The sequence below is a fragment of the Streptomyces europaeiscabiei genome (assembly GCF_001550375.1).
GTDB lineage: Bacteria > Actinomycetota > Actinomycetes > Streptomycetales > Streptomycetaceae > Streptomyces > Streptomyces europaeiscabiei.
Genome location: NZ_LRTR01000833.1, coordinates 1 through 26443, shown reverse-complemented (window position 1 = coordinate 26443; position 26443 = coordinate 1). Strand labels below are relative to the sequence as shown.

Annotated in this window: 15 protein-coding genes; 10 read left to right on the top strand and 5 right to left on the bottom strand. The window is 71.4% G+C overall.

Features of this window, described 5'->3' with window-relative positions; genetic code table 11:
• The 7 genes from AWZ10_RS42150 to AWZ10_RS42120 form a co-directional block, all read left to right on the top strand.
• On the top strand, positions 1-1211 hold a 1211-nt coding region (locus AWZ10_RS42150), incomplete at its 5' end, for an ABC transporter substrate-binding protein (protein WP_060893760.1).
• 91 nt (positions 1212-1302) lie between these two features.
• On the top strand, positions 1303-2265 hold the full coding sequence (locus AWZ10_RS42145; RefSeq protein ID WP_046705706.1) for a carbohydrate ABC transporter permease: 963 nt from the start codon (positions 1303-1305) through the stop codon (positions 2263-2265).
• A gap of 14 nt (positions 2266-2279) precedes the next feature.
• A complete protein-coding gene (locus AWZ10_RS42140) occupies positions 2280-3101 on the top strand; it encodes a carbohydrate ABC transporter permease (protein ID WP_107084541.1) in 822 nt (273 codons plus the stop codon).
• A gap of 113 nt (positions 3102-3214) precedes the next feature.
• Positions 3215-5215, top strand: a complete 2001-nt coding sequence (locus tag AWZ10_RS42135) for a glycoside hydrolase family 127 protein (RefSeq protein WP_107417608.1) — start codon at positions 3215-3217, stop codon at positions 5213-5215.
• Positions 5216-5217: 2 nt separating this feature from the next.
• Positions 5218-9354 carry an Ig-like domain-containing protein gene (locus tag AWZ10_RS42130; protein ID WP_060893758.1) on the top strand — a complete coding sequence of 1379 codons (4137 nt, stop codon included), beginning with the start codon at positions 5218-5220 and terminating at the stop codon, positions 9352-9354.
• Between the two features lie 117 nt (positions 9355-9471).
• Complete coding sequence (locus AWZ10_RS42125; protein ID WP_208618653.1) at positions 9472-11628, top strand: glycoside hydrolase family 127 protein; 2157 nt, start codon at positions 9472-9474, stop codon at positions 11626-11628.
• A 116-nt stretch (positions 11629-11744) separates the two neighbouring features.
• Positions 11745-13418 carry a cellulase family glycosylhydrolase gene (locus AWZ10_RS42120; RefSeq protein ID WP_060893757.1) on the top strand — a complete coding sequence of 558 codons (1674 nt, stop codon included), beginning with the start codon at positions 11745-11747 and terminating at the stop codon, positions 13416-13418.
• A gap of 52 nt (positions 13419-13470) precedes the next feature.
• Here AWZ10_RS42120 and AWZ10_RS42115 read toward each other — a convergent pair whose 3' ends face one another.
• Positions 13471-16632 (bottom strand): glycoside hydrolase, encoded by a 3162-nt coding sequence (locus AWZ10_RS42115; RefSeq protein WP_060893756.1) that lies wholly within the window; start codon positions 16630-16632, stop codon positions 13471-13473.
• 219 nt (positions 16633-16851) lie between these two features.
• Here AWZ10_RS42115 and AWZ10_RS42110 point away from each other — a divergent pair, with 219 nt between their 5' ends.
• From AWZ10_RS42110 to AWZ10_RS42100, 3 genes are all read left to right on the top strand, one after another.
• On the top strand, positions 16852-17844 hold the full coding sequence (locus tag AWZ10_RS42110; RefSeq protein ID WP_060893755.1) for a pectate lyase family protein: 993 nt from the start codon (positions 16852-16854) through the stop codon (positions 17842-17844).
• A gap of 41 nt (positions 17845-17885) precedes the next feature.
• Complete coding sequence (locus tag AWZ10_RS42105) at positions 17886-18488, top strand: hypothetical protein (RefSeq protein ID WP_060893754.1); 603 nt, start codon at positions 17886-17888, stop codon at positions 18486-18488.
• Between the two features lie 110 nt (positions 18489-18598).
• Positions 18599-20329, top strand: coding sequence for a hypothetical protein (locus AWZ10_RS42100; RefSeq protein WP_060893753.1), 1731 nt, complete (start codon positions 18599-18601; stop codon positions 20327-20329).
• Between the two features lie 64 nt (positions 20330-20393).
• On the opposite strand, the gene AWZ10_RS42095 is transcribed toward AWZ10_RS42100, so the two are convergent.
• From AWZ10_RS42095 to AWZ10_RS42080, 4 genes are all read right to left on the bottom strand, one after another.
• Entirely contained in the window at positions 20394-21035 is a 642-nt protein-coding gene (locus AWZ10_RS42095) for a cutinase family protein (RefSeq protein ID WP_046708149.1), read from the bottom strand.
• A 136-nt stretch (positions 21036-21171) separates the two neighbouring features.
• Entirely contained in the window at positions 21172-22404 is a 1233-nt protein-coding gene (locus AWZ10_RS42090) for a PucR family transcriptional regulator (protein ID WP_046708150.1), read from the bottom strand.
• A 122-nt stretch (positions 22405-22526) separates the two neighbouring features.
• Positions 22527-23534 (bottom strand): alpha/beta hydrolase, encoded by a 1008-nt coding sequence (locus AWZ10_RS42085; protein ID WP_107417609.1) that lies wholly within the window; start codon positions 23532-23534, stop codon positions 22527-22529.
• Between the two features lie 115 nt (positions 23535-23649).
• A partial coding sequence (locus AWZ10_RS42080; RefSeq protein ID WP_159058557.1) for an acyltransferase domain-containing protein occupies positions 23650-26443 on the bottom strand: 2794 nt, incomplete at its 5' end.

The window sequence follows — 26443 nt, the reverse complement described above, 5'->3', positions numbered from 1 at the left end:
GCGGCTCGGACGGCGACGGTGGGGGCGGGCCGGCGAAGGCCGGGGGCGTCGACGACGGCGCCACGCTGACGATGTGGACCCGCGCGGCGACCAGGCCGCAGAGCGAGGCGCTGGTCAAGGCGTACAACGCGAGCCACAAGAACAAGGTCGAGCTGACCGTCGTCCCCACCGACGACTACCAGGCCAAGGTCGGTGCCGCCGCCGGCTCCCGGGATCTGCCCGACCTGTTCGCCTCCGACGTGGTCTTCGTCCCGAACTACACCTCCAGCGGCCTCTTCGCCGACCTCACCGGACGCGTCGACGCCCTGCCCTTCGCCGAGAACCTGGCCCAGTCCCACATCAGGGCCGGCACGTACGAGGACAAGAAGTACGTGGTGCCGCACACCCTGGATCTCTCGGTGCTCTTCTACAACAAGGACCTCTACCGGAAGGCGAAACTCGACCCCGAGAAGCCGCCCACGACCCTGGGCGAGTGGGACGAGCAGGCGCGCGCGGTGGACGCCCTCGGCGGAGACGTCAACGGGACCTTCTTCGGCGGCAACTGCGGTGGCTGCGGCGTCTTCACGTGGTGGCCGTCGATCTGGGCCGGCGGCGAGGAGGTGTTGAACGAGGACGGCACCGAGGCGCGACTCGCCTCGGCCACCGCCAAGAAGGTCTACGACACCTACCGGGGCTGGGTGGACGACGACATCGTCGCGCCCGGCGCGAAGGACGAGACGGGCACGACCTGGACCGGGATCTTCCCGAAGGGCAAGGTCGGGGTGATGCCCATGCCGTCGACCACGCTCGGGCTGATGCCCAAGGATCTGGACCTCGGTGTGGCACCCATCCCCGGCCCCGACGGCGGCAGGTCCACGTTCGTCGGCGGTGACGCCATCGGCATCGCCGCGACCAGCGACAGGACCGACCAGGCCTGGAACTTCCTCGCCTGGACCCTCGGCGACAAGGCACAGGTCGACGTCGTCGCCGCGCACAAGGACGTCGTGGCCCGCACCGATCTGGCCTCCAACAAGCACTCCGACGCCGATCCCCGCCTCGTCGCCATCAACGAACTCGTCGCCGACGGGCAGACCCCGTACGCGCTGAACTTCGGCCAGACCTTCAACGACCCCAACGGGCCCTGGCTGACGCTGATGCGCGACGCCGTCTTCGGCGACGGGGCGTCCGTGGACAAGGACAACGAGGCCGTCACCAAGTCGCTCGCCGACTGAGGCACGGCACCCGGACCGGCGCCACGGCCGGGTGGGACACGCGGCACCACCCCCCTCCCACGCCCCCTGCGACCGTCAACAGAGGAGAGGCATGCAGGTGAAGGTGGCCGAGTCCGTGCCGACCGCGCACCGGCCCCGGCCGGAACACCGGGGCCGCCCGCCGCGTGCGCCGACGCCCCGGTGGCGGTCCCGCAAGGTCCAGGGCCTCGCCTACGCGGCCCCCACGGCCGTGTTCGTGGGGGTGTTCTTCCTGCTGCCCCTCCTGCTCGTCGGGCAGATGTCCCTCAGTGACTGGCCGCTGCTCATCGGGGACCGGGGCGTCAACGCCCCCGAGAACTACACCGACATCACCGAAGCCCCGCTGTTCTGGCCCGCCGTCCGCTTCACCCTTCTCTACACCGGGGTCGTCACCGTCGTCCTGCTCGGCCTGGCGCTGCTCCTCGCCCTGCTCGTGCAGGAGTCCCGTCCGGGTGCCGGCTTCTTCCGTACGGTCTACTTCCTTCCCGGCGCCCTCGGCCTGGCCTCCGCGTCCCTGCTGTTCTGGGGGCTGTACAGCCCGACCACCGGCCCGCTCAGCGACATCCTGCAAGGGCTCGGCCTCGTCGACGAAGAGGTGTCCTTCCTCGGCACGCCGACGGCCGCCCTGCTGTCGACGGTGTTCCTCATCGTCTGGAAGTTCGCCGGCTTCTACATGCTGATCCTGCTCGTGGGCCTGCAGCGCATCCCGCACGAGGTGTACGAGGCGGCGCGGATGGACGGCGCGAGCCGCGCCCAGATCTTCCGCTCCATCACGCTGCCCCTGCTGCGCCCCTCCCTCGCGCTGACCCTCCTGCTGTGCGTCACCGGATCGCTGCTGGCCTTCGACCAGTTCTTCGTCCTCACCAAGGGCGGCCCCGACAACAGCACCGTCACCGTCGTGCAGTTGATCTACCGCGAGGCCTTCCAGCGGCTGGACCTCGGCACCGCGGCGGCCCTGTCGATCATCGTGCTGGCCGTGCTGCTCCTGCTCAACGCCCTCCAGTTCCGCGGCCTGCGCCGCGCCGACGAGTCATGAGAGGAACCCCGACCGTGCCCGCCCGCGCCCTCGGCCGTACGCCGTACTACGTCGTGGCCGGAGGCCTGGCCGTCATCTTCCTCTTCCCGCTGCTGTGGAACACCTGGGCGTCGGTCAGCCCCCAGCCCGGCACCGCACAGGACGACGGCTACGGCCTCGGCAACTACCGGACGCTGCTCGACCACGACGCCGGTCTGTGGCAGTACCTGCTGAACAGCACGGTCGTCTCGGCGCTGACCGTCGCCCTCACCCTCGGCGTCTCCCTGCTCGGCGGCTACGCCTTCGCCCGCTTCGACTTCCCCGGCAAGAACCTGCTGTTCCTGCTGACCCTGGCCATCCTCATGGTTCCGTACGCCACCCTCCTCATTCCGCTCTACGTCCTGCTCGGCAGGCTGCACCTGCAGAACTCGCTGATCGGGCTGAGCCTCGTCCTGGCCATGTTCCAGCTGCCGTTCGCCACCTTCATGATGCGGATCTCCTTCGAGGCGGTGCCGCGCGAACTGGAGGAGTCGGCGCTCGTCGACGGCTGCGGCACGGCGGGCGCGCTACGCCGGGTACTCCTCCCGGCGGTGCGGCCGGGGCTGATCACCGTGGGGCTCTTCGCGTTCCTCGCCGCCTGGAACGACTTCATCGCACCCCTGATCCTCATCTCCGACAGCGAGAAGGCACCCCTGCCGCTGGCCGTCGCCAATCTGCGGCAGCAGAGCATGGGCGCCGTCGACTACGGCGCGACCGAGGCGGGCGTGGTGGTCCTCGCCGTGCCCTGTCTGCTCCTCTTCCTGCTGCTGCAACGGCACTACATCCGGGGCTTCATGTCCGGCGCGCTCAAGGGCTGACGCGTACACGAGCGACCCGCCGCGCCGACGCATCCGCGCGACACGACGACGCGGACCGCCCACCGACGACCGAAGGGACGAACCGAAGGCATGAACAGGTGAGGGAGAACGCGGTGACGTCGACCGTCCTGCCCGTGGCGCCGACCCGTGGCCGGCTGCGGCCGCTCGGCCTCGACGAGGTCAGGATCACCGGGGGGTTCTGGGCCCGGCGACGGCACACCAACACGACCGCCACGCTCGGCCACTGCCGTGACTGGATGGACCGCGTCGGCTGGACCGGCAACTTCCGGGCCGCGGTCGAGGGCAGGATCGGGCGGGACCGGCGTGGCCGGGAGTTCGCCGACTCCGAGGTCTACAAGCTGCTCGAAGCCATGGCCTGGGAGGCCGCGAACGGCGACGGCGCCCCGCTGGACGCCGAGATCACCGCCCTCACCGACCTCGTCGCCCCCGCCCAGGACCCGGACGGCTATCTGAGCACCGCCTTCGGCCGCCCGGGACAGCCCGCCCGGTACAGCGACCTCGAAGAGGGCCACGAGCTGTACTGCCAGGGGCACTTGGTCCAGGCCGGTGTGGCCCAGGCCCGCGCCCGGGGCGAGGGCGAACTCTCGAAGATCGCCCAGCGGGCCGCCGACCACGTCTGCGCCACGTTCGGGCCGGGCGGCACCGAGGCCGTCTGCGGTCATCCGCAGATCGAGTCGGCCCTCGTCGAACTGGCCCGGCTCACCGGCCGGCAACGCTACCTCGACCAGGCCGCCCTGTTCGTCGAACGGCGCGGCCACGGCACCCTCGCCGAGGGCGAGTTCGGTCGCGCCTACTTCCAGGACGACGTCCCGGTCCGCCGTGCCACGGTCCTGCGCGGCCACGCCGTCCGCGCCCTCTACCTAGCCGCCGGAGCCGTCGACGTGGCCGTGGAGAGGGGCGACGACGACCTGCTCGCCGCCGTCGTACGCCAGTGGGAGGCCGCGGTCGCCCGCCGCACCTACCTCACCGGCGGCATGGGCTCCCACCACCGCGACGAGTCCTTCGGCGCCGACTTCGTCCTGCCCCCGGACCGCGCCTACTCGGAGACCTGCGCCGGCGTCGCCTCCGTGATGCTCGGCTGGCGGCTGCTGCTCGCCACGGGCGAACCCCGCTTCGCCGACCTCGTCGAACGGACCCTGTTCAACGTGGTCGCCACCTCCCCGTCCGGGGACGGCCGGTCCTTCTTCTACGCCAACACGCTGCACCGGCGGCACCGGGGCGTCGCACCGCGTGCGGACGTCGACAGCCCCCGGGCGGACTCGGGACTGCGCGCCCCCTGGTTCGCGGTGTCGTGCTGCCCGACCAACGTGGCACGGACCCTGGCCCACCTGCCGGCCTACCTGGCGACGGCGGACGACGAGGGGGTGCAACTGCACCAGTACGCCGACGCCGACCTCGCCACCTCTCTCGCCGGCGGCCGGGGCATCGCCCTGCGGGTCCGCACCGACTACCCGTCCGGCGGGACCGTCACCGTCCGGATCGACCGCTCCCCGGCCCACCCCTGGACCCTGTCGCTGCGGGTGCCCGCGTGGGCGGCGGGCGCACCCGCGTGGCTGGCCGGCCCCGACGGCGTACGCCGCCCGGTCACCCCGGGCACGACGGCGCTCACCCGAATCTTCCGGCCCGGCGACGAGATACGGCTCGAACTGCCCGTCGCCCCGCGCTGGATCCACGCCGACCCCCGCATCGACGCCGTACGCGGCACGGTGGCCGTCCAGCGCGGCCCGCTGGTGTACTGCGCCGAGTCCGTGGACCTCCCGGACGGCCACGAGGTCGACGCGATCCGCGTGGACACGTCCGCCGACCCCGAGGACGGGCCGGGCGGCTACGGTACGGAGGGGACGGGCGGCACGGTCGTGGTCGCCGGGGAGGTCGCCGTACCGGCAGGGCAGAGCGAGGCGGCGTGGCCGTACGAGCCGCTGGGGCACCCCACCGGACAGCGGTCCGCCCGCCCCACCGGGATCGTCCTCGTGCCCTATCACGCCTGGGCAGACAGGGGGCCCTCGACGATGCGGGTGTGGCTGCCGACGACGGCCGAGGAGGGCCGGTCCGAGAGCCCGGACAGCGGCAGCGAAACCGAGCGGGGGCGGTAGCCGTGCGCGGACCACGAGGACGGCACCGGCGCGCGGCCCTGGCCGCAGCGCTGGCCGTCGGGCTGCTCGTCCCGCTCGCCGCCGCTCCGGCTCGGGCCGACAACTCGGCGATCGGCTACCCCGTGTACTCCGGATCGGCGGAGCCCGTCCCGGAGTTACCCGCCGGGTTCACGGTCCGTCGCACGATGCGCGCCCAGTACGACGCCGATCGCAGAGCAGGCAACGGCACCGATTTCTGGATGGACCGGATGCTGGCCCGCAAGGGCGACGACCCGGCGGGTGACTGGCTGTTCACCCGGGGCCGGGCGGTGTTCATGAAGGAGCACGATCCCGCGCGGCTCGGCTTCGGCGGCAAGGTCGCGTACTGGGAGAGCATCGACAACCGGGCCGCGTACACGGTCGACCTGGCCGTGGACGGCGAGCGGCTCACCCTCAGGGAGAACACCGACTCCCGGACGCAGACGCCCAGTCACTGGCGCGGTGAGTTCACGCACGAGGCGACGGGGCTGACGGTCACGCAGACCAAGTTCATCACCGACGCCAATGTCGCCGTGACGAACCTGGCCCTCACCAACGCCGGGTCCGCGAACCGCGAGATCACCCTGCGCGCCTCGTCCCCGTACACCGGCACTCCAAAGGGCCGCGAACTCACCGGCACGGTGGCCGCGAAGAACAACCTCACCACGGTCTTCCCCCGGCTGAGCGGTGACGGCTTCGTGCCCGAGGGCGAGGCACTGACGCGTACCCTCACCGTCCCGGCGGGCCGCACCCTCACCACCAAGGTCCAACTGGGTTTCGTCACCGAGGAGATCACCGAGTCCCGGCCGGCGTACGACTCCGTGCGCCGGGCGGCTCCGGTCGCCGCGTTCCGCGGGCATGTGCGGGCCTACAACCGCTGGTGGGCCGAGAACCTGCCGTTCATGGACCTCCCGGACGACAACATCGAGAAGACGCTCTACTACCGCTGGTGGCTGCTGCGTTACAACTACCTCGACGCCGACATCCCGGGCAGCGACTACCAGTTCCCCACCTCCATGGAGGGTGTGCTCGGCTACAACAACGCCATCGCGCTGACCGTCGGCATGTTCGTCGACGACCTCAAGTACCTGAGAGACCCGAGCTACTCGTACGGGCCCTGGGTGTCGGCCGGAGAGGTCTCGAAGAACGGCAAGTACTCCGACAACCCGGGCGATCCGGAGAACTGGTCCAACAGCTACACCCAGTACATCTCCGAGGCCGCCTGGCGCTCCTACCAGGTGCACGGCGGGCCCGACGGCATCCCGCGCAACCTCGCCCGGTACGCGGAGAAGGACGTCAAGGGGCAGCTCGCGGCCTACGACCACGACGGCAACGGACTGATCGAGTACGACTGGGGCGCCATGACCGGCAACGACGCCGACGCGGTGTCGTTCGACTGGAAGCCGGGGAACCTGGACCGGGCCGAGTCGGCGTACGTGTACAGCAACGCAACGGCCTCCGCCCGCGCGTACGACCTGGTCGGCGAGGACACCAGGGCCGAGGAGATGCGCGGCATCGCCGAGCGCGTGAAGGACGCGGTCCTCGAACATCTCTGGGACCCCGAGGACAAGCTGCTCAAGCACCGGCACGTGGCCAGTGACAGCCCGGTGCCCTGGAAGGAGATCAACAACTACTACCCGTACAGCGTGGGCCTGATGCCCACGCCGGACGAGGACCCGCAGTACCTCGAAGCCCTGCGGCTGTGGGCGGACGCGAAGCAGTACCCGGTCTTCCCGTTCTTCACGGCCAACCAGGCCGACAAGGCGGAGGCGGCGGAGCAGGGGCATCCGGGGAGCAACAACTTCTCCGTCATCAACTCCACGGTCACCTTCCGCTTCCTCTCCTCCGTGCTGCGGAAGTACCCCAACCAGTACATCGACCGCACCTGGTACAAGAAGCTGCTCTCCTGGAACGCCTGGGCCCAGTACGTCGACGGTGACAACCGGTGGCCCGACCAGAACGAGTTCTGGGCCGACGGCAGCGCCGACCCGCAGAAGGTCGGCTACCGCTCCTGGATCCACCACACCATCCTCGGCACCACCAACTGGACCGTGATCGAGGACGCGATGGGCTTCCGCCCGCGCGACGACCGGAAGATCGAGCTGTCACCGATCGACGTCGACTGGCCGCACTTCGCGGTCACGGACATCAACTACCGGGGCACCGACGTGGCGGTGCTGTGGGACGAGCCGGGTGACGGCAAGCGGCCGTACGGACGGCAGGTCCCCGAGGGCTACTCCCTCTACCTCGACGGGAAGCTCGCCCTCACGGCCGACCGCCTCACCCACCTCGTCTACGACCCCGTCACCCGCAAGGTGACCTTCCCGGACGGTGGCGGCGCCAAGGCCAGAACCACCGGGCTGCGTACGGTCGTGGCGGCACCGCAGGACGTCGAGTACGGCCGTGAGGACCGGGTCACCGACCTCTTCGCCAAGGCCGGGCGGGACCTGACCGGCACGGCTGTGGACAACCTCGCCTCCGGTGCCACGGCCCGCGCCTCGCACGAGGCCGAGGGGAGGGGCGTGGCCGGAGCCGTCGACGGGTTCACCGTCAACGAGCCCCACTGGGGCGCGCGCGGCTCGGGCAACGCCGAGGACTGGTACGAGATCGACTTCGGGCGCGCACGGGACGTCGATGACGTCCGCCTCCACTTCTCCAGCGACAAACGGCCGGGCGGATACGCCGAGCCCGCGCTCTACACCGTGCAGTTCCAGGACGGTGAGGGGCGGTGGCAGGACGTGGCCCGGCCCGCCAGGACGCCGGTCCACCCGAGGGCCAATCTCAACCAGGTGCGCTTCGAGCAGGTGACGACGCAGAAGCTGCGGGTGCTGATGCGTCACCGGGACGGGCACACCAGTGGGCTGAAGGAGATCCAGGCGTTCGAGACCGGCGTCCGGCCCCCGGCCGCCCGCAACCATGCCCCCTACGTCGAGGCATGGCAGGACACCACGTACAGCCGTCCCGGGCAGGTCCGGCTGACGGGCATCGTCGAGGACGACGGCCTGCCGGAGCGGAAACTCTCCGCCGGGTGGAAGGCGACGGACGGCCCGGACGGCGGAGCCGTCATCTTCGACGACCCGGGTGCCTCGACGACCGTCGCCCGCTTCACCGCGGCCGGCACCTACACCCTCGAACTCACCGCCACCGACGGCTCCTCGGAGACGTCGAAGAAGGTCGTGGTCAAGGCGGAGGGACGGTCCGACGGGCAGGTGAACGTGGCGCCCTTTGCGACCGCGACGGCCTCCTACACCTCCGGCTGGGAGTCCGTGGCCGCGATCAACGACGGCAGGGAACCCGCCTCGTCCTCCGACGCGCCGCGCTGGGGCAGCTGGCCGGAGAAGGGCACCCAGTGGGTCCAGTACACCTGGGCGGACCCGGTCCGCGTGGACGGCTCCGACCTGTACTTCTTCCGTGACGCCCAGCCGGGTGCGGGCGACGGGGTCGGGGTTCCGGCGTCCTGGGTCATCGAGTACCGGGACGGCGACACCTGGCGCGAGGTCTCCGCACCCAGCGGCTACGGCACCGCCGAGGACGGCTACAACCGGACCACCTTCACCCCCGTCACGACGACGGCGCTGCGCGCCCGGCTCACGGGGCATCCGAACCTGGCCCTCGGCGTCCAGGAGTGGAAGGTGTACGCCGAGACGCCGGACTCCGTGCGTGAGGTGCACGTTCCCACCCCGCGCGGCACGATCCCGGAACTGCCCGGCGAGGTGACGCTGGTGTACGGGGACGGCTCCACGGCCCGCTCGCCCGTCGTCTGGCCCGCCCTGACCGAGGCGCAGGTCGCCGAGGGCGGCACGAGCGTACGGATCACCGGCATCGCCGACCGGGCCGCGCGGCCCGTCACCGCGACCGTGTGGGTACGGCAGACCGACGCGGTGGAGATCACCAGCATCGGCGAGGAGCACGTCACCACCCGCGCCGGCCGGGCGCCCACGCTCCCGGCCACCGTGGTCGCCACCTACAACGACGGCTCCAAGGACAGCCGGGCCGGCGTCACCTGGGACCCGGTCGAGCCGGGGCAGTACGCCGAACCCGGCACCTTCGAGGTGAAGGGAACCGTGGCGGGCACCACGTACCGCGCCACGGCCACCGTCACCGTGACGGGCCCTCCCTGACCAACCTCACGTGACGGGCCCTTCATGACTGCCGGGTGACCGCCTGCCTCGTCGAGCGGGCGGTCACCCGTCCAGCCCCCACACCCGCCGAACGACCGACGATCGGAGTCGAGACGCATGTCCCAACCCCCCACCCGCCGAAGGCTGCTGACCCTGGCTGCCGGAGCGGCGGCCACCACCCCCCTCGTACAGGCGACCTCACTCGCGCACGCCGCCCCGGCCGAGCAAGCCCCCGCTGCCCAGGCCCCCGCGGCCCCGCAGCCCATCCCCTCCACCTGGTCGGTACGCCCCTTCCCCCTGGACCAGGTCACCCTCGGAAACGGGGTGTTCAAGGCCAAGCGCGACCTGATGCTGGGCTACGCCCGGTCCTACCCGGCCGACCGCATCCTGGCCGTCTTCCGCGCCAACGCCGGTCTCGGCACGCGGGGCGCCCTGCCGCCCGGCGGCTGGGAGACCTCCGACGGCAATCTGCGCGGCCACTACGGCGGCCACTTCCTCACCCTCGTCGCCCAGGCGTACGCGGACACCCGGGAGGCGGCCCTCAAGACCAAGCTGGACCACCTGGTCGGCGCGCTGGGGGAGTGCCAGACGGCGCTGGCGGAGCGCGGTACGCCGCGACCGAGTCACCCCGGCTTTCTGGCGGCGTACCCCGAGACGCAGTTCATCCTGCTGGAGAGCTACACGACGTACCCGGCCATCTGGGCGCCGTACTACACCTGCCACAAGATCATGCGGGGTCTCCTCGACGCGCACACCCTGGCCGGGAACGCGCAGGCCCTGACCATCGCCTCGAAGATGGGCGACTGGGTGCACAGCAGACTCGGCGGGCTGCCCAAGGCGCAGCTGGAGCGCATGTGGTCCATCTACATCGCCGGTGAGTACGGCGGCATGAACGAGGTGATGGCCGACCTCCACGCCCTCACCGGCAAGGCGGAACACCTCGCCGCCGCCCGCTGCTTCGACAACACCGCGCTGCTGGACGCCTGTGCCCAGGACCGGGACATCCTCGACGGGCGGCACGCCAACCAGCACATCCCGCAGTTCACCGGATATCTGCGGCTGTTCGACGAGACGGGGGAGGAGCGGTACGCCGAGGCCGCGCGGAACTTCTGGGGCATGGTCGCCGGACCCCGGACGTACAGCCTGGGCGGCACGGGACAGGGCGAGATGTTCAAGGCGCGGGGCGCCATCGCGGCCACGCTGGACGACAGGAACGCCGAGACCTGCGCCACGTACAACATGCTGAAGCTCAGTCGGCAGTTGTTCTTCCGGGAGCCTGACGCGGCCCGTATGGACTACTACGAGCGGGGTCTGACCAACCACATCCTCGCCTCCCGCCGGGACGCGGCGAGCACGGGCAGCCCGGAGGTCACCTACTTCGTCGGGATGGGCCCGGGGGTCGTGCGCGAGTACGGCAACACCGGCACCTGCTGCGGCGGCACCGGCATGGAGAACCACACCAAGTACCAGGACTCGGTGTACTTCCGCTCCGCCGACGGCGACGCGCTGTACGTGAACCTGTATCTCGCCTCGACCCTGCGGTGGCCGGAGCGGGGCCTCGTCATCGAACAGGCGAGCGCCTATCCGGCCGAGGGGGTCCGCACCCTGACGTTCCGGGAGGGCGGGGGCACGTTCGACCTGAGGCTGCGGGTGCCGTCCTGGGCCACGGGCGGCTTCACCGTCACGGTCAACGGGGTCCGGCAGCGGGTCGAGGCGGTGCCCGGGTCGTATCTCACGCTGAGCCGGAACTGGCGGCGCGGCGACCGGGTCGGGATCTCCGCGCCGTACCGGCTGCGGGTGGAGCGGGCCCTGGACGATCCCACGGTCCAGTCGGTGTTCCTCGGTCCGCTGCTGCTGGTCGCGCGGAGCCAGGAGGCCGGGTTCCGGAGCTTCTCCTTCTACAAGGACTTCACCCTGCGCGGGGATCTCGCGGACGCGGTCCGTCCTGAGGGCAGGCCGCTGCACTTCACCACGCACGGGCTGACCCTCGCGCCGTTCTTCGTCGGCGACGACGTCCGCTACCACGCCTACTTCAGGCGCTCCGAGCCCGTCGTCGTGTTCGGCACGGCGCACTCGGGCGTCCCGAACCGTACGCGTGGCGACGGCCGGACCTTCCTCGACGTCCTCTGGGCACAGGCGCCGTTCCCCACCTCCGAGGCGTTCGTGCGGGCGGTGCGTGCCCTCGCCGACGGGTGGGTGTCCGAGGGCCGGTTCACCGGCGCGGAGCGGGACGCGGTCGTCGCCGCCGCGGTCCGGGCGGGTCTGAGGGGCTGAGCCCGCCCGAAGGGTTGACGTGTACCGGACGAGATGGGTTCATGGGAGCGCTCCCATGCCATCCTCGGACCTTTGATGCCTGAAATTCTCGGCGCCCACCCCCACCTGGAGTCGCAATGAGAACGGGAAGAAGCACGCAGCGGAGAAACCCCCTGAGCACCCTTCTGGCCGGGCTCGCGGGCCTGATCGGCCTCACGCTCGTCGGAGTGCTCGCCCCGGCCGTCGCCCTGGCCCAGTCGGCGCCCGACGTCCGGGCCACCGGCCTGCACATCAGCGACGGCCGGCTGCTGGAGGGCAACGGCAACGATTTCGTGATGCGCGGCGTCAACCACCCCCACACCTGGTATCCGGGCGAGACGCAGTCGCTGGCCGACATCAAGGCGCTCGGCGCCAACACCGTCCGCGTCGTCCTCTCCGACGGACACCGCTGGACCAGGAACAGCCCCGCCGACGTGGCGAACGTCGTCGCCCAGTGCAAGGCCAACCGGCTCATCTGCGTCCTGGAGGTGCACGACACCACCGGATACGGCGAGGAGGCCGCGGCCGGCACGCTCGACCACGCGGCCGACTACTGGATCAGCCTCAAGGACGTCCTCGCCGGCGAGGAGAACTACGTCATCGTCAACATCGGCAACGAGCCCTGGGGCAACACCGACCCCGCGGGCTGGACCGCCCCCACCATCGCCGCCGTGCAGAAACTGCGGGCCGCCGGCTTCGAGCACACGATCATGGTGGACGCGCCCAACTGGGGCCAGGACTGGCAGGGCGTCATGCGCGCCAACGCCCAGTCCGTGTACGACGCCGACACGACCGGCAACCTGATCTTCTCCATCCACATGTACAGCGTCTTCGACACCGCCGCCGAGATCACCGACTACCTGGGCGCCTTCGTGGACGCCGGACTGCCCCTCCTCATCGGCGAGTTCGGCGGACCCGCCGACCAGTGGGGCGATCCGGACGAGGACACCATGATGGCCACCGCCGAGCAGCTGGACCTCGGCTATCTGGCCTGGTCCTGGAGCGGCAACACCGACCCGGTCCTCGATCTGTCGATCGGCTTCGACCCCACGCGGCTCAGCGCCTGGGGCCAGCGCATCTTCAACGGCGCCGACGGCATCGCGCAGACGGCGAAGGAAGCCACGGTCTTCGGCGGTGGCACCCCGGGCGACACCCAGGCGCCGACCACCCCGGGCACCCCGACCGCCTCCGCGGTGACGGCGACCTCCGCCACGCTCTCCTGGACCGCCGCCACGGACGACGTCGGCGTCACCGGCTACGACGTCGTCCGGGTGAGCGGCTCCACCGAGACCAAGCTCGCCGCCTCCACCACCCCCTCCGTCACCCTGACCGGCCTCACCGCCGACACGGCGTACACCCTGGCCGTCTACGCCCGTGACGCCGCCGGGAACCGGTCGAACCGGTCGGGCACGGTGAACGTCACGACGGACGAGGGCGGCAGCACACCCGCCGGGAACTGCTCCGTGACGTACCGGGCCACCAACGAGTGGCCCGGCGGCTTCCAGGGCGAGATCGTCATCCGCAACACCGGCACCACCGCCGTCAGCGGCTGGACGCTGGCCTTCACCTTCGCCAACGGGCAGACGATCACCAACATGTGGGGCGGGACCGCCACGCAGAGCGCCGGCGCGGTGAGCGTGAAGCCCGTCTCCTACACCTCCACCATCCCGGCCGCGGGCTCCGTGACGGCCGGGTTCATCGGCAGCAAGGGCGCCACGAACACCGCACCGACGAGCTTCACGCTCAACGGGGCGACCTGCGCGAGCACCTGACCCGGGACGCGCGCCGGCCGGCGGGGACCGTCACCGGTCCCCGCCGGTCGCTTCAGCCTCGTACCAGCTCGATCCGGTACTTCCTGGTCTGCGAACCGTCCTCGCTGCGTACGGTGACGACGGCCGAGCTCCGGCCGGACCCGTCGGTGCTGTCGGCACTGTCCACGGTGACGGTCGCGTAGGGGTCGCGCGCCGTCGCCGTGACCTCCGCCCGGGCCGGGTCGTCGGTGACGACCCGGTAGGTGGTGGTGTCGGGGTCGAAGGAGCCGATCGGCTTGCCGGCCACCTCGACGGAGGAAGCGGCGGCGTCCGAGGAGACGCCGGGCGTCCTGGCGTACACCTCGATCTCGCCCATGGTGATGTAGCCGCCCTGACGCGCGGTCATGACCACGCGCACGCCGGTCACCGGGCCCGCGTCGAGCGGGACGTCGATCACCGGTGTGCCCTCCGTGCCGACCGCGACGGAACCGCCCGCGTCGGTCCACGGACCGTTCGCGGTGGCCTGAACCTGCACCTTCAGGCTCTGGGGGAAGGAGACGTTGGTCCCGTCCCGGTGGAAGTGGGCGACGATCCGGTTGAGGTCGCGGGCCTTCGGGAGGCCGAAGGTGATCGTGTCGGACGGGTTCTTGGTGCCCGACCTCCAGTTGGACCAGGCCTTCTCGGCGGTGTTGCCGTTGCGCAGCCGCTCGGCGGAGTAGCCGCTCTCGGTGAAGGTGGCGGCGACGGAGACGCCCGCGTCGGGTGCGATGTTGGTCTCCGCGGCCTCGGTGACCTGGACGCGTACGGTCGCGTCGACCGTGGAGCCGTCGACCACCTCCGCCGTACCGGACAGGGTCACGACGCCGGTCTTGTCGAACGCCCCGTCGGGTGCCTTGTCCCAGGTCACCGGGAGGCTGGTCCGGCCGCCGTGCCGGCCGACGCCGACCACCGTCGTCGGGAGCGCGGGCTCGCCTCCCTTGTACGTCTTGGCGCGGCCCGGGACGGTCGAGGCGATCGTGTCCACGGTGACGAGGGCCTCCGCGGGGATCTTCCGGCCGAGGACGTCGGTCGCCTCACCCTTGACGCGTACGGTCCCGGGCTTGCGCCACTTGCGGTCCGCCGGCAGGTTCCATTCCACGGGCAGGGAGCCCCGGGCACCGTCCGGGAACACCGGAGTCACCGTGTCCGGAAGCTTCGGCCGCACCTCCGGGACGGTGAACGCCTCGGCCGGCTCGGTGCTCCGCACGGTCTCGTCCCGCACGGCCCAGAGCTGGTTGTTCGCCGAGGTCGGGGTGTACGTCGACACCTTGGCGCCGTCCGCCGACGACTGCCCGGTGACGTCGAGAAGACGGCCCGTGGCTGCGTTCACGAACGTCCAACTGCCGTCGCCGGTCGTCGACATGACCCACTGCGCGGCCGCGGGGACCTCGCCGTCGGCCGGGTCGTCGAGGACGGCCTGGTTGTCGCGCACGGCGAGCCGCCTGCCGGTGCCGGTGTTGGTCAAGGTGTAGCGCTCGCGGTTGTCGGTGCCGGGGGTCAGCTGCTCCACCGACCACAGCTGCCGGGTGCTCGCGGCGTCGTTCGTGCGGAGAACGACACCAGTGCCGTCCTGCGACGGGGTGAGCGACTTGCCGCTCTGCGTGCCCTGGAGGCGGTAGACGTGGTCGGGCTGGACGAGGGCGGCGTCCTTCGCCGCACCGCGGACGCCCTCGACCAGGAACGTGGTGACGGACTTGGCGGGGACGTCGAGGGTGGCCGAGAGGTCGGTCACCGGGACCGGGGTGCCCTTGACGAGGGCGCCGTCGGCGCTCGTCACGACGGGGGTGACGGTGGCGTCGGAGGCGACCTTGCGGAAGCGCGAGAGGTCGAGGGTGACGGAACGGGCGGTGGTACCGCTGTTCACATGGACCACGGTGGCCGAACGGCCGGACTTCCTTACGGCAGCGACGCTGGACGGGTCGTCGACCTTCACGAACCGGTCGCCGGGGCGGATGTGGTGGGTGAAGTTCCGGATGGTGTGGAACTTGGAGTTGGCCCGGATCGGGCAGGTCTGCAGGGTGTCCGTGGCCGTGCAGTTGAACGGGACGTGGATGCTGCCCCAGTTCTTGCCGGCCGCGGCCTGCGGAATGGAGTCCTCGACGGGCTGCCAGAACACCCAGGCGGAGGGCTCCAGTTCACGCATGTCGTCCACCATGCGGGTGGCGATGCCGAGGCCCGGCTCCATGCTCGTGAAGTCGCTGCCGGTGCCCCAGGTGCCCTCGACCTCGCTCATCCAGAGCTTCTTGTCCGCGCCCTTGGCGATGTCACGCGCGCTGGTGCGCATGCCGGTGCCGTAGGTGTGCACGTTCAGCTGGGGGACGGCCGCCCGCGCGGCGGCGTCGTACGCGTTCCAGTTCTGGGTGAAGATCGTGGGGTTGGTCTCGTCCATCGCCGAGATCTCGGCGTCGGTCGCGGCTCCCTTGAGCGCCTTGTCGAGCGCGAGAAGGACCTTCTGCTGGAGGGCCGGGCCCGCGTGCGCGCCTTCCTGACGGCCGCCGGTGGGCTGGCCGTTGGCGCCGATCTGGGTGCCCCAATAGTTGGTGTTGGGCTCGTTCAGCGGGGCGATGGTGTCGAAGTCGATGCCGTGCCGCTTCTCCATCTCCTCGGTCACACGCACCAGATAGGCGGCGAACTCGTCGACACGGTCCGCGCGGATCTGGTCGGTGTTCGCGTCGAAGCCGCCGGAGACATAGCCGTTGACGGTCTGGAACCAGGGCGGCGAGTTGCTGAACGCCTCCCACTTGGTGATCTTGTCCTTGACCTGGTCCACCCACCAGCGCTGGCCCGAGTCGGCGTCCCAGTCCCAGTGGTCCGGGTTGTCGGGGTCCCACCACTCCATGTCCTGCCGGGTGGTGCCCTCGGGGGCCTTCCAGAAGCCGTCCATCGTCGCGCCGGCCTTCATGTAGTCCTTGCGGACGTCCGGGGCGTTGCCGCCGCCGATGTTGTAGCGCGCGATATTGAGATTGAGCCCGTCCTCACCGAACAGCATGTCGACGAGCTGTCTTCGGATGGGCTCCGGGTAGTTGCCGGTGGCGTTGGCGAACCAGACGAGGCTGGTGCCCCACCCCTCGAACTCCTGCTGCTGGTACGACGGGTCGATCCGTACGGTGACGGCGTTCTGCGCCGCCGGGACCGTCGCGTCCGCGGTTGCCGGCGGGGAGGCCATCAGGCCGGCGCCGAGCACCAGGGGGACCATGGGCGCCAATGCCCTGACGATGCGATGTCGTGGGGTCACGACACTCCCTTCCACAACATGAGGCGAACGCGATTCCGTTGACATGGCCAAAACACGTGCTTAGCATTCAGGAAACTGAAAGCGCTTTCTAGTCCTTGTGCGCATGGATTCGCACGACGGATTCGCACGACTGATTGGCACGGCCCAGGAACGTCCCCCACTCGTCCCGGGAGAGACCACATGAGGTCGTCAGGTACAGTCCCCGCGCTCACGCTCGCCCTGCTGCTCGGCGCGACCGCGCCCGTCGGGGCGGAGACCGTCGCCGGCGCGGAAGCGGCACCCCGGGTGGAGGCATCCCCCACCGGTTTCGCCGCCGTCGACGCGCTCGGGCAGAACGGCACCACCGGGGGAGCGGGCGGCGCGACCGTGACCGCCACCACCACCGAGCAGTTCCTGGAGTACATCGACACGGTGGGCCCGCTCGTCATCCGGGTGCAGGGCACGGTCGACATCACCAGCAAGCAGGGCGTCCGGCCCCACAAGACCATCGTCGGCGTCGGGTCGTCCGGCGTCATCAACGGTGGGGGCCTGGACTTCTATCGCTCCTACAACGTCATCGTGCGAAACCTCAGGTTCACGGGCGCCGAGGACGACGCCGTCAACGTCGGCCAGGAGTCCCACCACATCTGGATCGACCACAACGAGTTCGTGGCGCCCCTCGACGGGGCCGTCGACGTCGTGCGCGGCGCCGAGTACGTCACCGTGTCCTGGAACTGGTTCAACAAGACCGACAAGAGCATGCTGCTCGGCCACTCCGACGGCAACGGCAGCCAGGACGCGGGGAAGTTGAAGGTCTCGATCCACCACAACTTCTTCGACGGCTCACGGCAACGGCACCCTCGGGTCCGCTTCGGCGAACCGGTGCACGTCTACAACAACTACTACAAGGGGAACGCCGTCTACGGCGTCGCCTCGACCATGAACGCGGGCGTCGTGGTCGAGGGCAACCACTTCGAGGGCGTCCCCAACCCCTGCTACTCCGCGAGTGGTTACGACGCCTCCGGGCCGGGCCGGCTGGTCCAGCGGAACAACCTCTTCGCCGGGTCCGGCACCTGCGAGACCAACGGCACGGTGACCGAGCCGCGCACCTTCTACCCCTACACGCTGGACCCCGCCGCGAACGTCCCGGCCCTCGTACGGGCCGGGGCAGGCATCGGAAGGATCGGTGCCTGAGCATCCCCCACATCCCCCCACCAAACGCAGGAGAGACCCCGATGAACTCACCGCGCAAGAAGGTGGTCCTGGCCGCGCTGGCGGCCGCGTTGTTCGCCGGACCCGGTGTCGCGCACGCCGCACCGCAGGCCGCGCCCGTGCCCCGTGAGCAGGCCGCGGCGGCCACCATCACGTGGACCCTCGTACGGGCGAGCAACCCGACGCAGGACCAGCAGACGGCGTACAACCTCATCACATCGGCCATGAACGCCGCCATCGCCCGGTACAACAACCTCAGCGACCTGGGGAAGAACATCACCGTCCGCTACGAGCCCGGCGTCCCCACCGCCGACGGGAACATCAACGGGACCATCCGCTTCGGCAGCAACCGCAGCTACATGAACGAGCGGACCGCACTGCACGAGATCGCGCACACCATAGGCGTGGGCACCAGTTCGGGCTGGTCGCGACTGGGCGGCAGCGGCACGTGGACCGGTGTGCGGGCCACGGCGCTCGTCCGGCAGTACGACGGGTCGAGCGCGAAGATCTCCACCGGCGGTGGCCACTTCTGGCCGTACGGGCTGAACTACGACAACGAGTTCTCCGGCACGGCGGCCGACCGGCACGTCCGGATCGTCGCCGCGATGGTCAGCGACGGGCTGTAACCATGGCCGTAGCACAGTGAGTTGGAGCCTGGTGACAAAGGTGCCGACGGTAGCTGCGTTGTTGTGAGCATGGGGCGGTGGGGCCGTTGCCGCGGTCCTACCGTCCCAGCATGAACACGAGTCGCAGGAGAGGAAAGAGCCTCAGGGCGCTGAGAGGTGCCGCGCCGGCGGTGCTGCTGACCGTCGGGGCGGTGGCCGGGGCCGCCCCGGACGCCCGGGGCGAGGAGACGCGGACCGAGACGGCCGTGGCGTCGACGAGCCCGGTCGGCGGGGTGACCGAGACGGTGGTGCGGGTGAGAGCGCCACTGCCGGCGTCCTTCGGGGCGCGGCCGACGGCGTGCGACTGGCTGTCGTACCTGCGCTACCGGTCCGCCGACGGGCCGGCGGCCTCGACCGACGCCGACCGGATCCTCGTCGCCCAGCCGGGCATCCTCGAAGGCGCCGGAGCCTTCGACAGCGTCGCCCGCAACACCGTCGCCCGCGCCGCCGCACAGGGCCGGCACGTCGAGTTCTGGGCCCTGGACCGGCGCTCCAACTGCCTGGAGGACCGCACCGGGGTGGCCTCCGGCGACCAGCACACGGCCGTCGACTACTACTACCGTGACAAGCAGGTCGCGGGCCGCACCTTCGACGGGTTCGTCGGCAACGCGGACCTGGGCTGGATGGCGAGGCTCGGCATCGAGCGAACCGTCCGCGACCAGTACGACCTGCTGACCGCCGAGCTGCCCGACCAGCGGGTGCGCAAGGAGAAGGTGCTGTGCGGAGGGCACTCCCTGGGCGGTGTCATCACCGGGTACTTCGCGACCGCCGACCTCGACGGCGACCGGTCCACCACGGCGGACGCCGGGTACAACCAGTGCGCCGGCTACTTCGCCCTCGACACCACCGTCTCCACCTCGCTCGCCGACCTGAGCGGCAGCATCCCGGACGACACCAACCTGCCCGACGTGGGCCTCGGACACGGTGCGGTGCAGGCCGGGCTCGACAGCGGACTGCTGCCACGCTCGCTGTCCGCGCCGGTGCTCCTCAACCCCGAGATGATGACGCTGCTGGCCATCGCCGGCCTGGGCGCGCTGCAGGACCCGGACGGCGAGGCCACCCTGCCGGACCAGCTGCCTCTCAACACCAACATCGAGGTCAGCAACCGCTTCCTGTTCTCCGAGGACACCGCCACCTTCCTTTCCGGCTCACCGGCGGTGAAGGACTTCCGGCTCACCAACGAGGCGATTCTCGGCGCGCTGATGGACGACCACTCCGTACCGCTGGCATTCCTGCAGAGCAGCGTGGGCTTCTTCGACGGCGGGCCGGTCGTCGACAAGAACTTCCCCGTAGCCAACGGGGGTGAGGAGCAACCGGCCCTGTTCGGCGGCGAGTACAAGGCCATCCCCGACCGGCCGGGCGGCCCGCTCTACACCTGGCGGAACTACGACCGGGTGGGTGACGCCGACGACCCCGGGTACCGGTCGGCCGACGGGACCCCGTTCACCGGCGCGGGCAAGGAGGTCACCGACATCCAGGAGCTGGCCCGCAGCATGGCCGGGCAGCCGCTGGACTTCACCGAGCAGTACTTCCCGACCAAGCTGGTCACCGACCTCCAACTGGCCACCTCACCCCAGGTGAAGCGGCTCGTCGTCCACCCGGCGGGGCTCACCGCCAACCCGACGCTCACCGTGCTCGCGGGCGACGGACTGCTGGCCGGCCGCGTCCCGGCCGACCTGGACCCCGTGGTCGCCGACGGCTACCAGCACCTGGACGTACTGACCGCCGCGCCGACCCAGAACAACGGCCGTCCCGAGCCGGTCTCCACGAGCCTGACCAAGTTCGCGCGGGACCCCGAGTAGCCATCACCCCCATGGAAGAAGGGCCCGGGAGGATCTCCCGGGCCCTTCGCCTTGGTGTGTGCGGTCAGATCTTGGTCGCGGCGAAGGCCGCCGCCGCGTCGGCGTTCGCGCGGTAGCCGAGGTGGGCGCCCACGTCCCCGCCGCCGTTCTCGCAGACTGGGTCACCGGCCGCGCAGAAGTCGATGGTGCGGCTCTGATAGGTGCCGGTGACGCTCTTGCCGATGGCCCGGATCGGGTTGCCGAACAGCAGCACCGCGGAGACCCGGGGTTCGAGCGTGGCGGGGATGGTGGCCACGATGGGGCTGCCGACCACCGCGCCGGCGCTGCTGATACCGATGGAGTTGTCCACGACGTTCGCGCCCTGCGAATAGCCGACGAGAATGAAACGCTGGTTCGGGCAGGAGGCGGCCTGGCTCCTGACATGGTTCACCAGATCCGTGTTGCCCTGTGCGGCCGAGGTGAGGGAAAGGTCCGCAGGGTAGTTCACCTTGTAGCTGGACAGGGATTTGCCCGTGATTTTCTTCTGCAGCGCGGAATACACGGGGTCGCCGACGATGAAGCCGAGCGTGCCCGGCTCGAACGTGCCGCGAGCCGCGACGACGTCGATGTCCGTGCAGGCCGCGGCCGTGGCCGTGGGTGACGAGACGGTGGCCAGTCCGGCCCCGCCGGCCAGCGAGAGGGCGGCGAGGCACAAGCGGATACGCATGGGGATCCTTTGAGGGTGGGGCGCGGAGTGCGCCTGTGGAAAGGACGTCCCGAAGGTATTCGCTTGGCCAGGCCGAGTGTTATGGACGGGAATTCAATATTCGTCTTTGTTTTTGTGCCGAGGTGAGTCGGTATTCTTATTCGGTGAACGTGTCGTCGTCCCGCATTGCCTCGGCGCGCAGGGCGAGGATGAGGTCCAGACGGGTGCCGGGGTCGTGCAGGGCGTCGCCGAAGAGCTTCTCCAGCTGGCGCAGGCGGTAGCGGACCGTCTGCGGGTGGATGTGGAGGCGGGCGGCGACATCGGGCACGTTGCTGCCGCCGAGCAGCCACGCCAGGAGGGTCTCGGCGAGTCGGCCGCGCGGCCCCTCCGCGACCGTGTCCAGCGGGGCCAGGACCTGCGACCGGAGCTGGTCGAGCATCGGTTCGTCGCTGTGCAGCAGCAGCGTCGACAGATGGTCGGCGCAGCGCACCACACCCTGCCGGGGCAGGATGCCGCGCCCCATCAGCCCGAGCGCACGGGTGGCCCAGCGCAGCGAACGGGCGGCCTCCGTGAGCGGAACCGAAGGCCCGATCGCCGCCGGCCGCCCCCGCAGCGCGAGCGTGAACGCCCGGCCGCCGAAGCCGCCCGAGCCGTCCGGGTCGGGCACGAGCATCCGTGGTGGCCGGGACTCCATGTCCACCAGCGCCCCGGCGGCGGCCAACGGCCGCTCCTCCCGCCGGTCGGGCGAGGCCGCGAGGACGACGACCGCGACGTGCGTCGGCACGGACCACTGGGCGCCGTGCGCCAGGTCACGCACCGCCTCCGGCAACACCGGCCTCTCGCCCAGCAACAGGGCGAGCAGCCGCCCCCGGCGCCGTTCCAACTCGTCCGTGCTGCGCAGCTGCCCCTCCGCGTACCCCGCCGCCGCGGCCTCGGCCACCTCGTGCACCGTCCGGAACGCCAGTTCACCCAGCCCGGCCATGACCGAGGAGTCCAACCCGAGTTCCTCCGTCGTGCGGCCCAGCAGCCGCCAGGCGTGCAGCCCTCCGACCCGCAGCGCGGACTGCAGAGTTTCGAGGCTGTGGCCCTCCAGCGCCTCGCCGCGCCCCAACTCGTGGTAGATCGCGGTGATCGAGTCTCCCCGGCCGCGCGGATCGGCGATGTGGTCGACGAACAGGGTGAGCGCCTGCACGACCCCCGATCTGAGCAGTGCGCGGCTCGCTCCGTCAACCGACCGGGAGGCGTATTCCGGGACCTGTCTGCACACCTCCTCCCCCACCTGGTCGGCGACATCCTCCAAGTGGTCGCGCAGCAGTTTGGCCAGTTCGGGCGGTACAGCGGCGGCGCCGGGACCGTTCGGTACGTCGTACGGCGGGGTGGGGGCAGCCAAGGCGGACCCTCCTTTCACCCGGAAGCGGCTCACCCGCGGGCCGGTGCCCGTGGGGCGAGGGGTCAGTCCTGGGTTGGACGGACGTCCCCTGCGCTCCGTTCCGTGCCCCGACGGCACCGGCCTCACGCCGGCACCCCCAGCGCACCGGCGAGCACCGGCCACGACGCCGCGAACTCCCGCTTCCAATAGGTCCAGCCGTGCCCTCCGCCTGCGTAGAAGTGGGTGGTCACCGGGACCCGCAGCAGGGCGAGCGTGTCCGTGAACGCGTGGGCGGACGGCCACAGCACGCTCTCCAGCGCCTCGGGGAACCAGTCGCCGATGCCGCCGACCACTCCGCTGCCGCTCGACACGTACAGGGAGGTGCCGCGCAGTCCCGCCGCCCGGGAACGCGGGTTGAAGTCCCGCCAGGTGAGCAGGTTCAGGATCGGGTTGCCCCACAGCGACAGGGGTGCCAGGTTCTCGCGGGCCACGATGGCGTCCATCAGGGTCGGCACCCCGGGTGCCGTCGTGTCGAGGATGCCGCTGTACGAGGCCGCCGCCGCGAACGCCCCCGGGTGACGTGCAGAGTGCGCCATCGCCCCGTAGCCGCCGGTGGAGACCCCGGCGACCGCCCGGACCCCGGACGCCCGGTAGTCGCGGGCCAGCAGCGCGGGGACCTCGCCGACCTGGAACGTCTCGTAGTCCGGGCCGCCCCGCCAGGCGGTGGGGATGCCGGTCGGCCCCGCGTCCGGCATCGCCACGATCAGTTCCCGGCCCGCCGTGAACGCCTCGATGTCCGTCTCCCGGGTCCACGACGTGTAGTCGTCGTGGGCGCCGTGGAGCAGATACAGCACCGGGTATGTCCGGGCGGGCCGCGCGTCGAACGAGGAGGGGAGGATCAGCCGGACCGGGGCGTTGCGGCCCAGGGCGGCGGAGGGGAGGGAGACGTCGAGGGTACGGGGGCCGAGCCGGGTGACGGACCGGGCGGTGGGGATGGCCGGGGTGGTGGCTGCGGAGGCGGACCGGCCGGTGCCGGTGCGGCCGGTGGTGGTCCGGTGGGCGGTTGCCCTGGCCGTGCCGGTGGCAGCCACGCCGAAGAGGGCGGCCACGGCGGTGGTGGCGGCCGCCCTGGTGACGGAGCGTCGGGACATTCCGGTGGTACGGCCAAGGCGATCGGTGAGGTCGGTGGGGGCAGTGAGGTCAGTGGGGGTAGTGAGGTCGGTACGGTCGGTGCGGTCGGGCACGGCGGCTCTCCTCGGATCGGGTTCAGCGGGTCTCCCCGGCGAGCTCCTGCCGGAGATGGGCGGCGATCTCGTCGATGTACGGCGGGTCGAGCAGCGACAGATGGTGACCCGCGACCCGGACGACGGTCAGACGCGGGCACACCTCGTCCCAGCCGAGCGCCTCGTCGTCCCGCTCGTATGCCGGGTCGCGCACGGTGTGCGGGGCCGGCTCGGTGGCCCGGTACAGCACCACCCGCCCGTCGTGGCGGCCCGGCCGGTGCGCCTCGCCGATCCGCAGGTCCAGATAGGAGGCCCGCTGGTGATCGAGGGCTGCCTGCGGCACGTCGGCCGCCTCCCGCAGGGCCCGCAGCACCGTGTCGACGCGCTCGCCGTCGTCCTCCGTCGCGACCAACTCGTCATACGGCAGGGCAAGTTCGACCCCGTAGGCGTCGGCGGCATGGCGGGCGAAGCCGGTGAAGTGGGCGCGGATCCGCTCGGCCGGCGTGCCCTCGGGGCGGGGGAGCGGCCGTACGGAATCGAGGAGGACCACCAGCCGTACGTCCCGCCCGGCGGCCGTGAGCTGGCGCGCCGCTTCCTGGGCGACGAAGCCGCCGAACGACCAACCGCCCAACAGGCAGGGTCCGTCGGGGTGCACGGCGGCAACCGTCTCGGCGTAACGACGCGCCTTCTCCGCGACCGTACGGGCCTCCTCGACCCGCTCCAGCCCGTATACCGGCCGCTCCCCGCCGAGCCGTTCCACGAGGGACCGGTACACGTCGGTGGTGCCGCCGGCGGCGTGGACGAGGAAGAGCGGGGAGTGGGGGCCGGGGGTGTCCGAGGGCTGGATCGAGGGGTGGGGGCCGGGCGTGTCGAGGCGCCGAAGCCAGGGGTGGGAGCCGGCGGTGTGAAGGGGAAGGTGCAGGGGGTTCTCACGCGACGCCCCCTCGGGCCGGGTCGGCGAGGCCTTGCCGACCGCTCCTGGAGGGCGTGGGGTTCGCGTCGGCGGGGTCGCCCCCTGCGCCTTCGCGGACGGTACGGCGTGGATGCTTCCGGCCGGAGCCGGTCCTGGCGGCTGCGCCCGGAGGTCCGCGGCGGATGCCGCCCTCGTCGGCGACACCGGCCGCTCGACGTCTCCGGGCGGCATCGTCTCCCTCGGCAACGCCCGCATGATGCGGGCCGCCGCGTCCTCGACCGTCGCGGCGCCCAGCAGGTCGCGCAGGGGGAGTTCGATGCTGAACTCGCGTTCCAGAGCGGCGCGGATGCGCACGGCCATCAGGGAGTCGAGGCCCAGCTCGGCGAGGGCGGTGGCCGGGGTGATGCGGGTCGGGGAATGCCCGGTGACGGCGGCGATGTGGTGACGGAGTCGGGCGCAGACGGAGACGTCTTCCCCGATCCGCCACCCTTGTGGCCCGCCGCTGCCATCCGGTCCACGGCGCCCGTCCGGCTGCCGGCCGCCATCCGGTCCAGGGCCCCCTGCCACGACGTGGCCTCCTGCCGCCGGACGGTCCGCCTGCGCCATGTGCCGTCCGGACGCCACGCGGCCTTCGGTCGTCACGGTGACCCGGCCCGGTTCGCGGCCCTCGGCCGTCACGTGGATCCCACCGGGCTCGCGGCGCCCCTCCGCCCCCGCCGTCGCCCAGCCCGCCGCCGGAGCCCCCGGCCTGCCGTCCGTCCACCAATGCCGCACATGCCGCCAGCGCGGCCCGGGCAGGTCGATGACGCGGCCCGCCGGAAGGGGGAGCCGGTACCCGGCGGTGTGCAGGGTGCCCACCTGGGTGAGGAAGTCGGCGGGGGTGTCGGCGCCGCGGTGGAGGGTGCCGAGGGCGAGCGTTCCGGGGGCGGTGTCCGTGATCGCCCGGGTCAGGACCGGGTGGGGGGAGAGTTCGACGAACGCGGTGTGGCCGTCGGCGGCGGCAGCGGCGACGGCCCGGTCGAGGCGTACGGGTCGCCGAAGGTTGGCGGCCCAGTGCGCGGCGTCGAACACACAGTCGCCGCGCGGGTCGTCCAGCACGGTGGAGTAGACGGGGACGCGGGGGAGCCCGGCCCGGATGTCCGCGAGCGCAGCCGTCAACTCCGGCAGGAGCGGCTCCACTTGGGGGGAGTGGCCCGCCCCGACCACACGCATCGCACGCGCGGCCCGCCCCTCCTCCTCCAGCCGCCGCACCAGCCGGGCCACCGCCTCCTCCTCCCCGGTGACCACCTTCTGGCCGGGCGAGGAGTGCACGGCTACGTGCACGCCCGGGAAGTCCCTCTCCAGAAGGACGAGTTCGTCGTCCGCGAGGTCCACCACCGCCATCGCCCCGCCCCGCAGCCCGCTGAGCAGCCGGGCCCGTAGGGCGATGACCCGGGCCGCGTCCGACACCTCCAGCGCGCCCGCGCACACCGCGGCCGCCACCTCGCCCAGGGAGTGTCCGATGACGGCGACGGGCTCGACCCCGTGCGCCCGCCACAGCTCGGCCAGCGCCAACTGGAGGCCGAAGAGGACGGGTTGGGCGACCTCCAGACGGTCGAGGTCGCCACCCGCGGCAAGGTGGTCGTAGAGGGAGAGCCCGCACTCGGGGGCCAGTTGCGCGTCGAGCTTCTCCACGGCCGCGGCGAAGGCCGGTTCCTCGGCGAGCAGTCGGCGTCCCATGCCGGACCACTGGCTGCCGTACCCGGAGAAGACCCACACCGGGCCGCGTCCGGCGAGATCCCGGTCGCCCACCATGACCCGCGCGTGGGGTCGACCGTCGGCCAACGCGTCCAGCCCGTCCGCCAGTTCGGCGCGGCCTCCCGCCACGATCGCGGCCCGCACGGAACCTCTCCCCGCGCGCCCGGCGAGCGTGCGCGCCACGTCG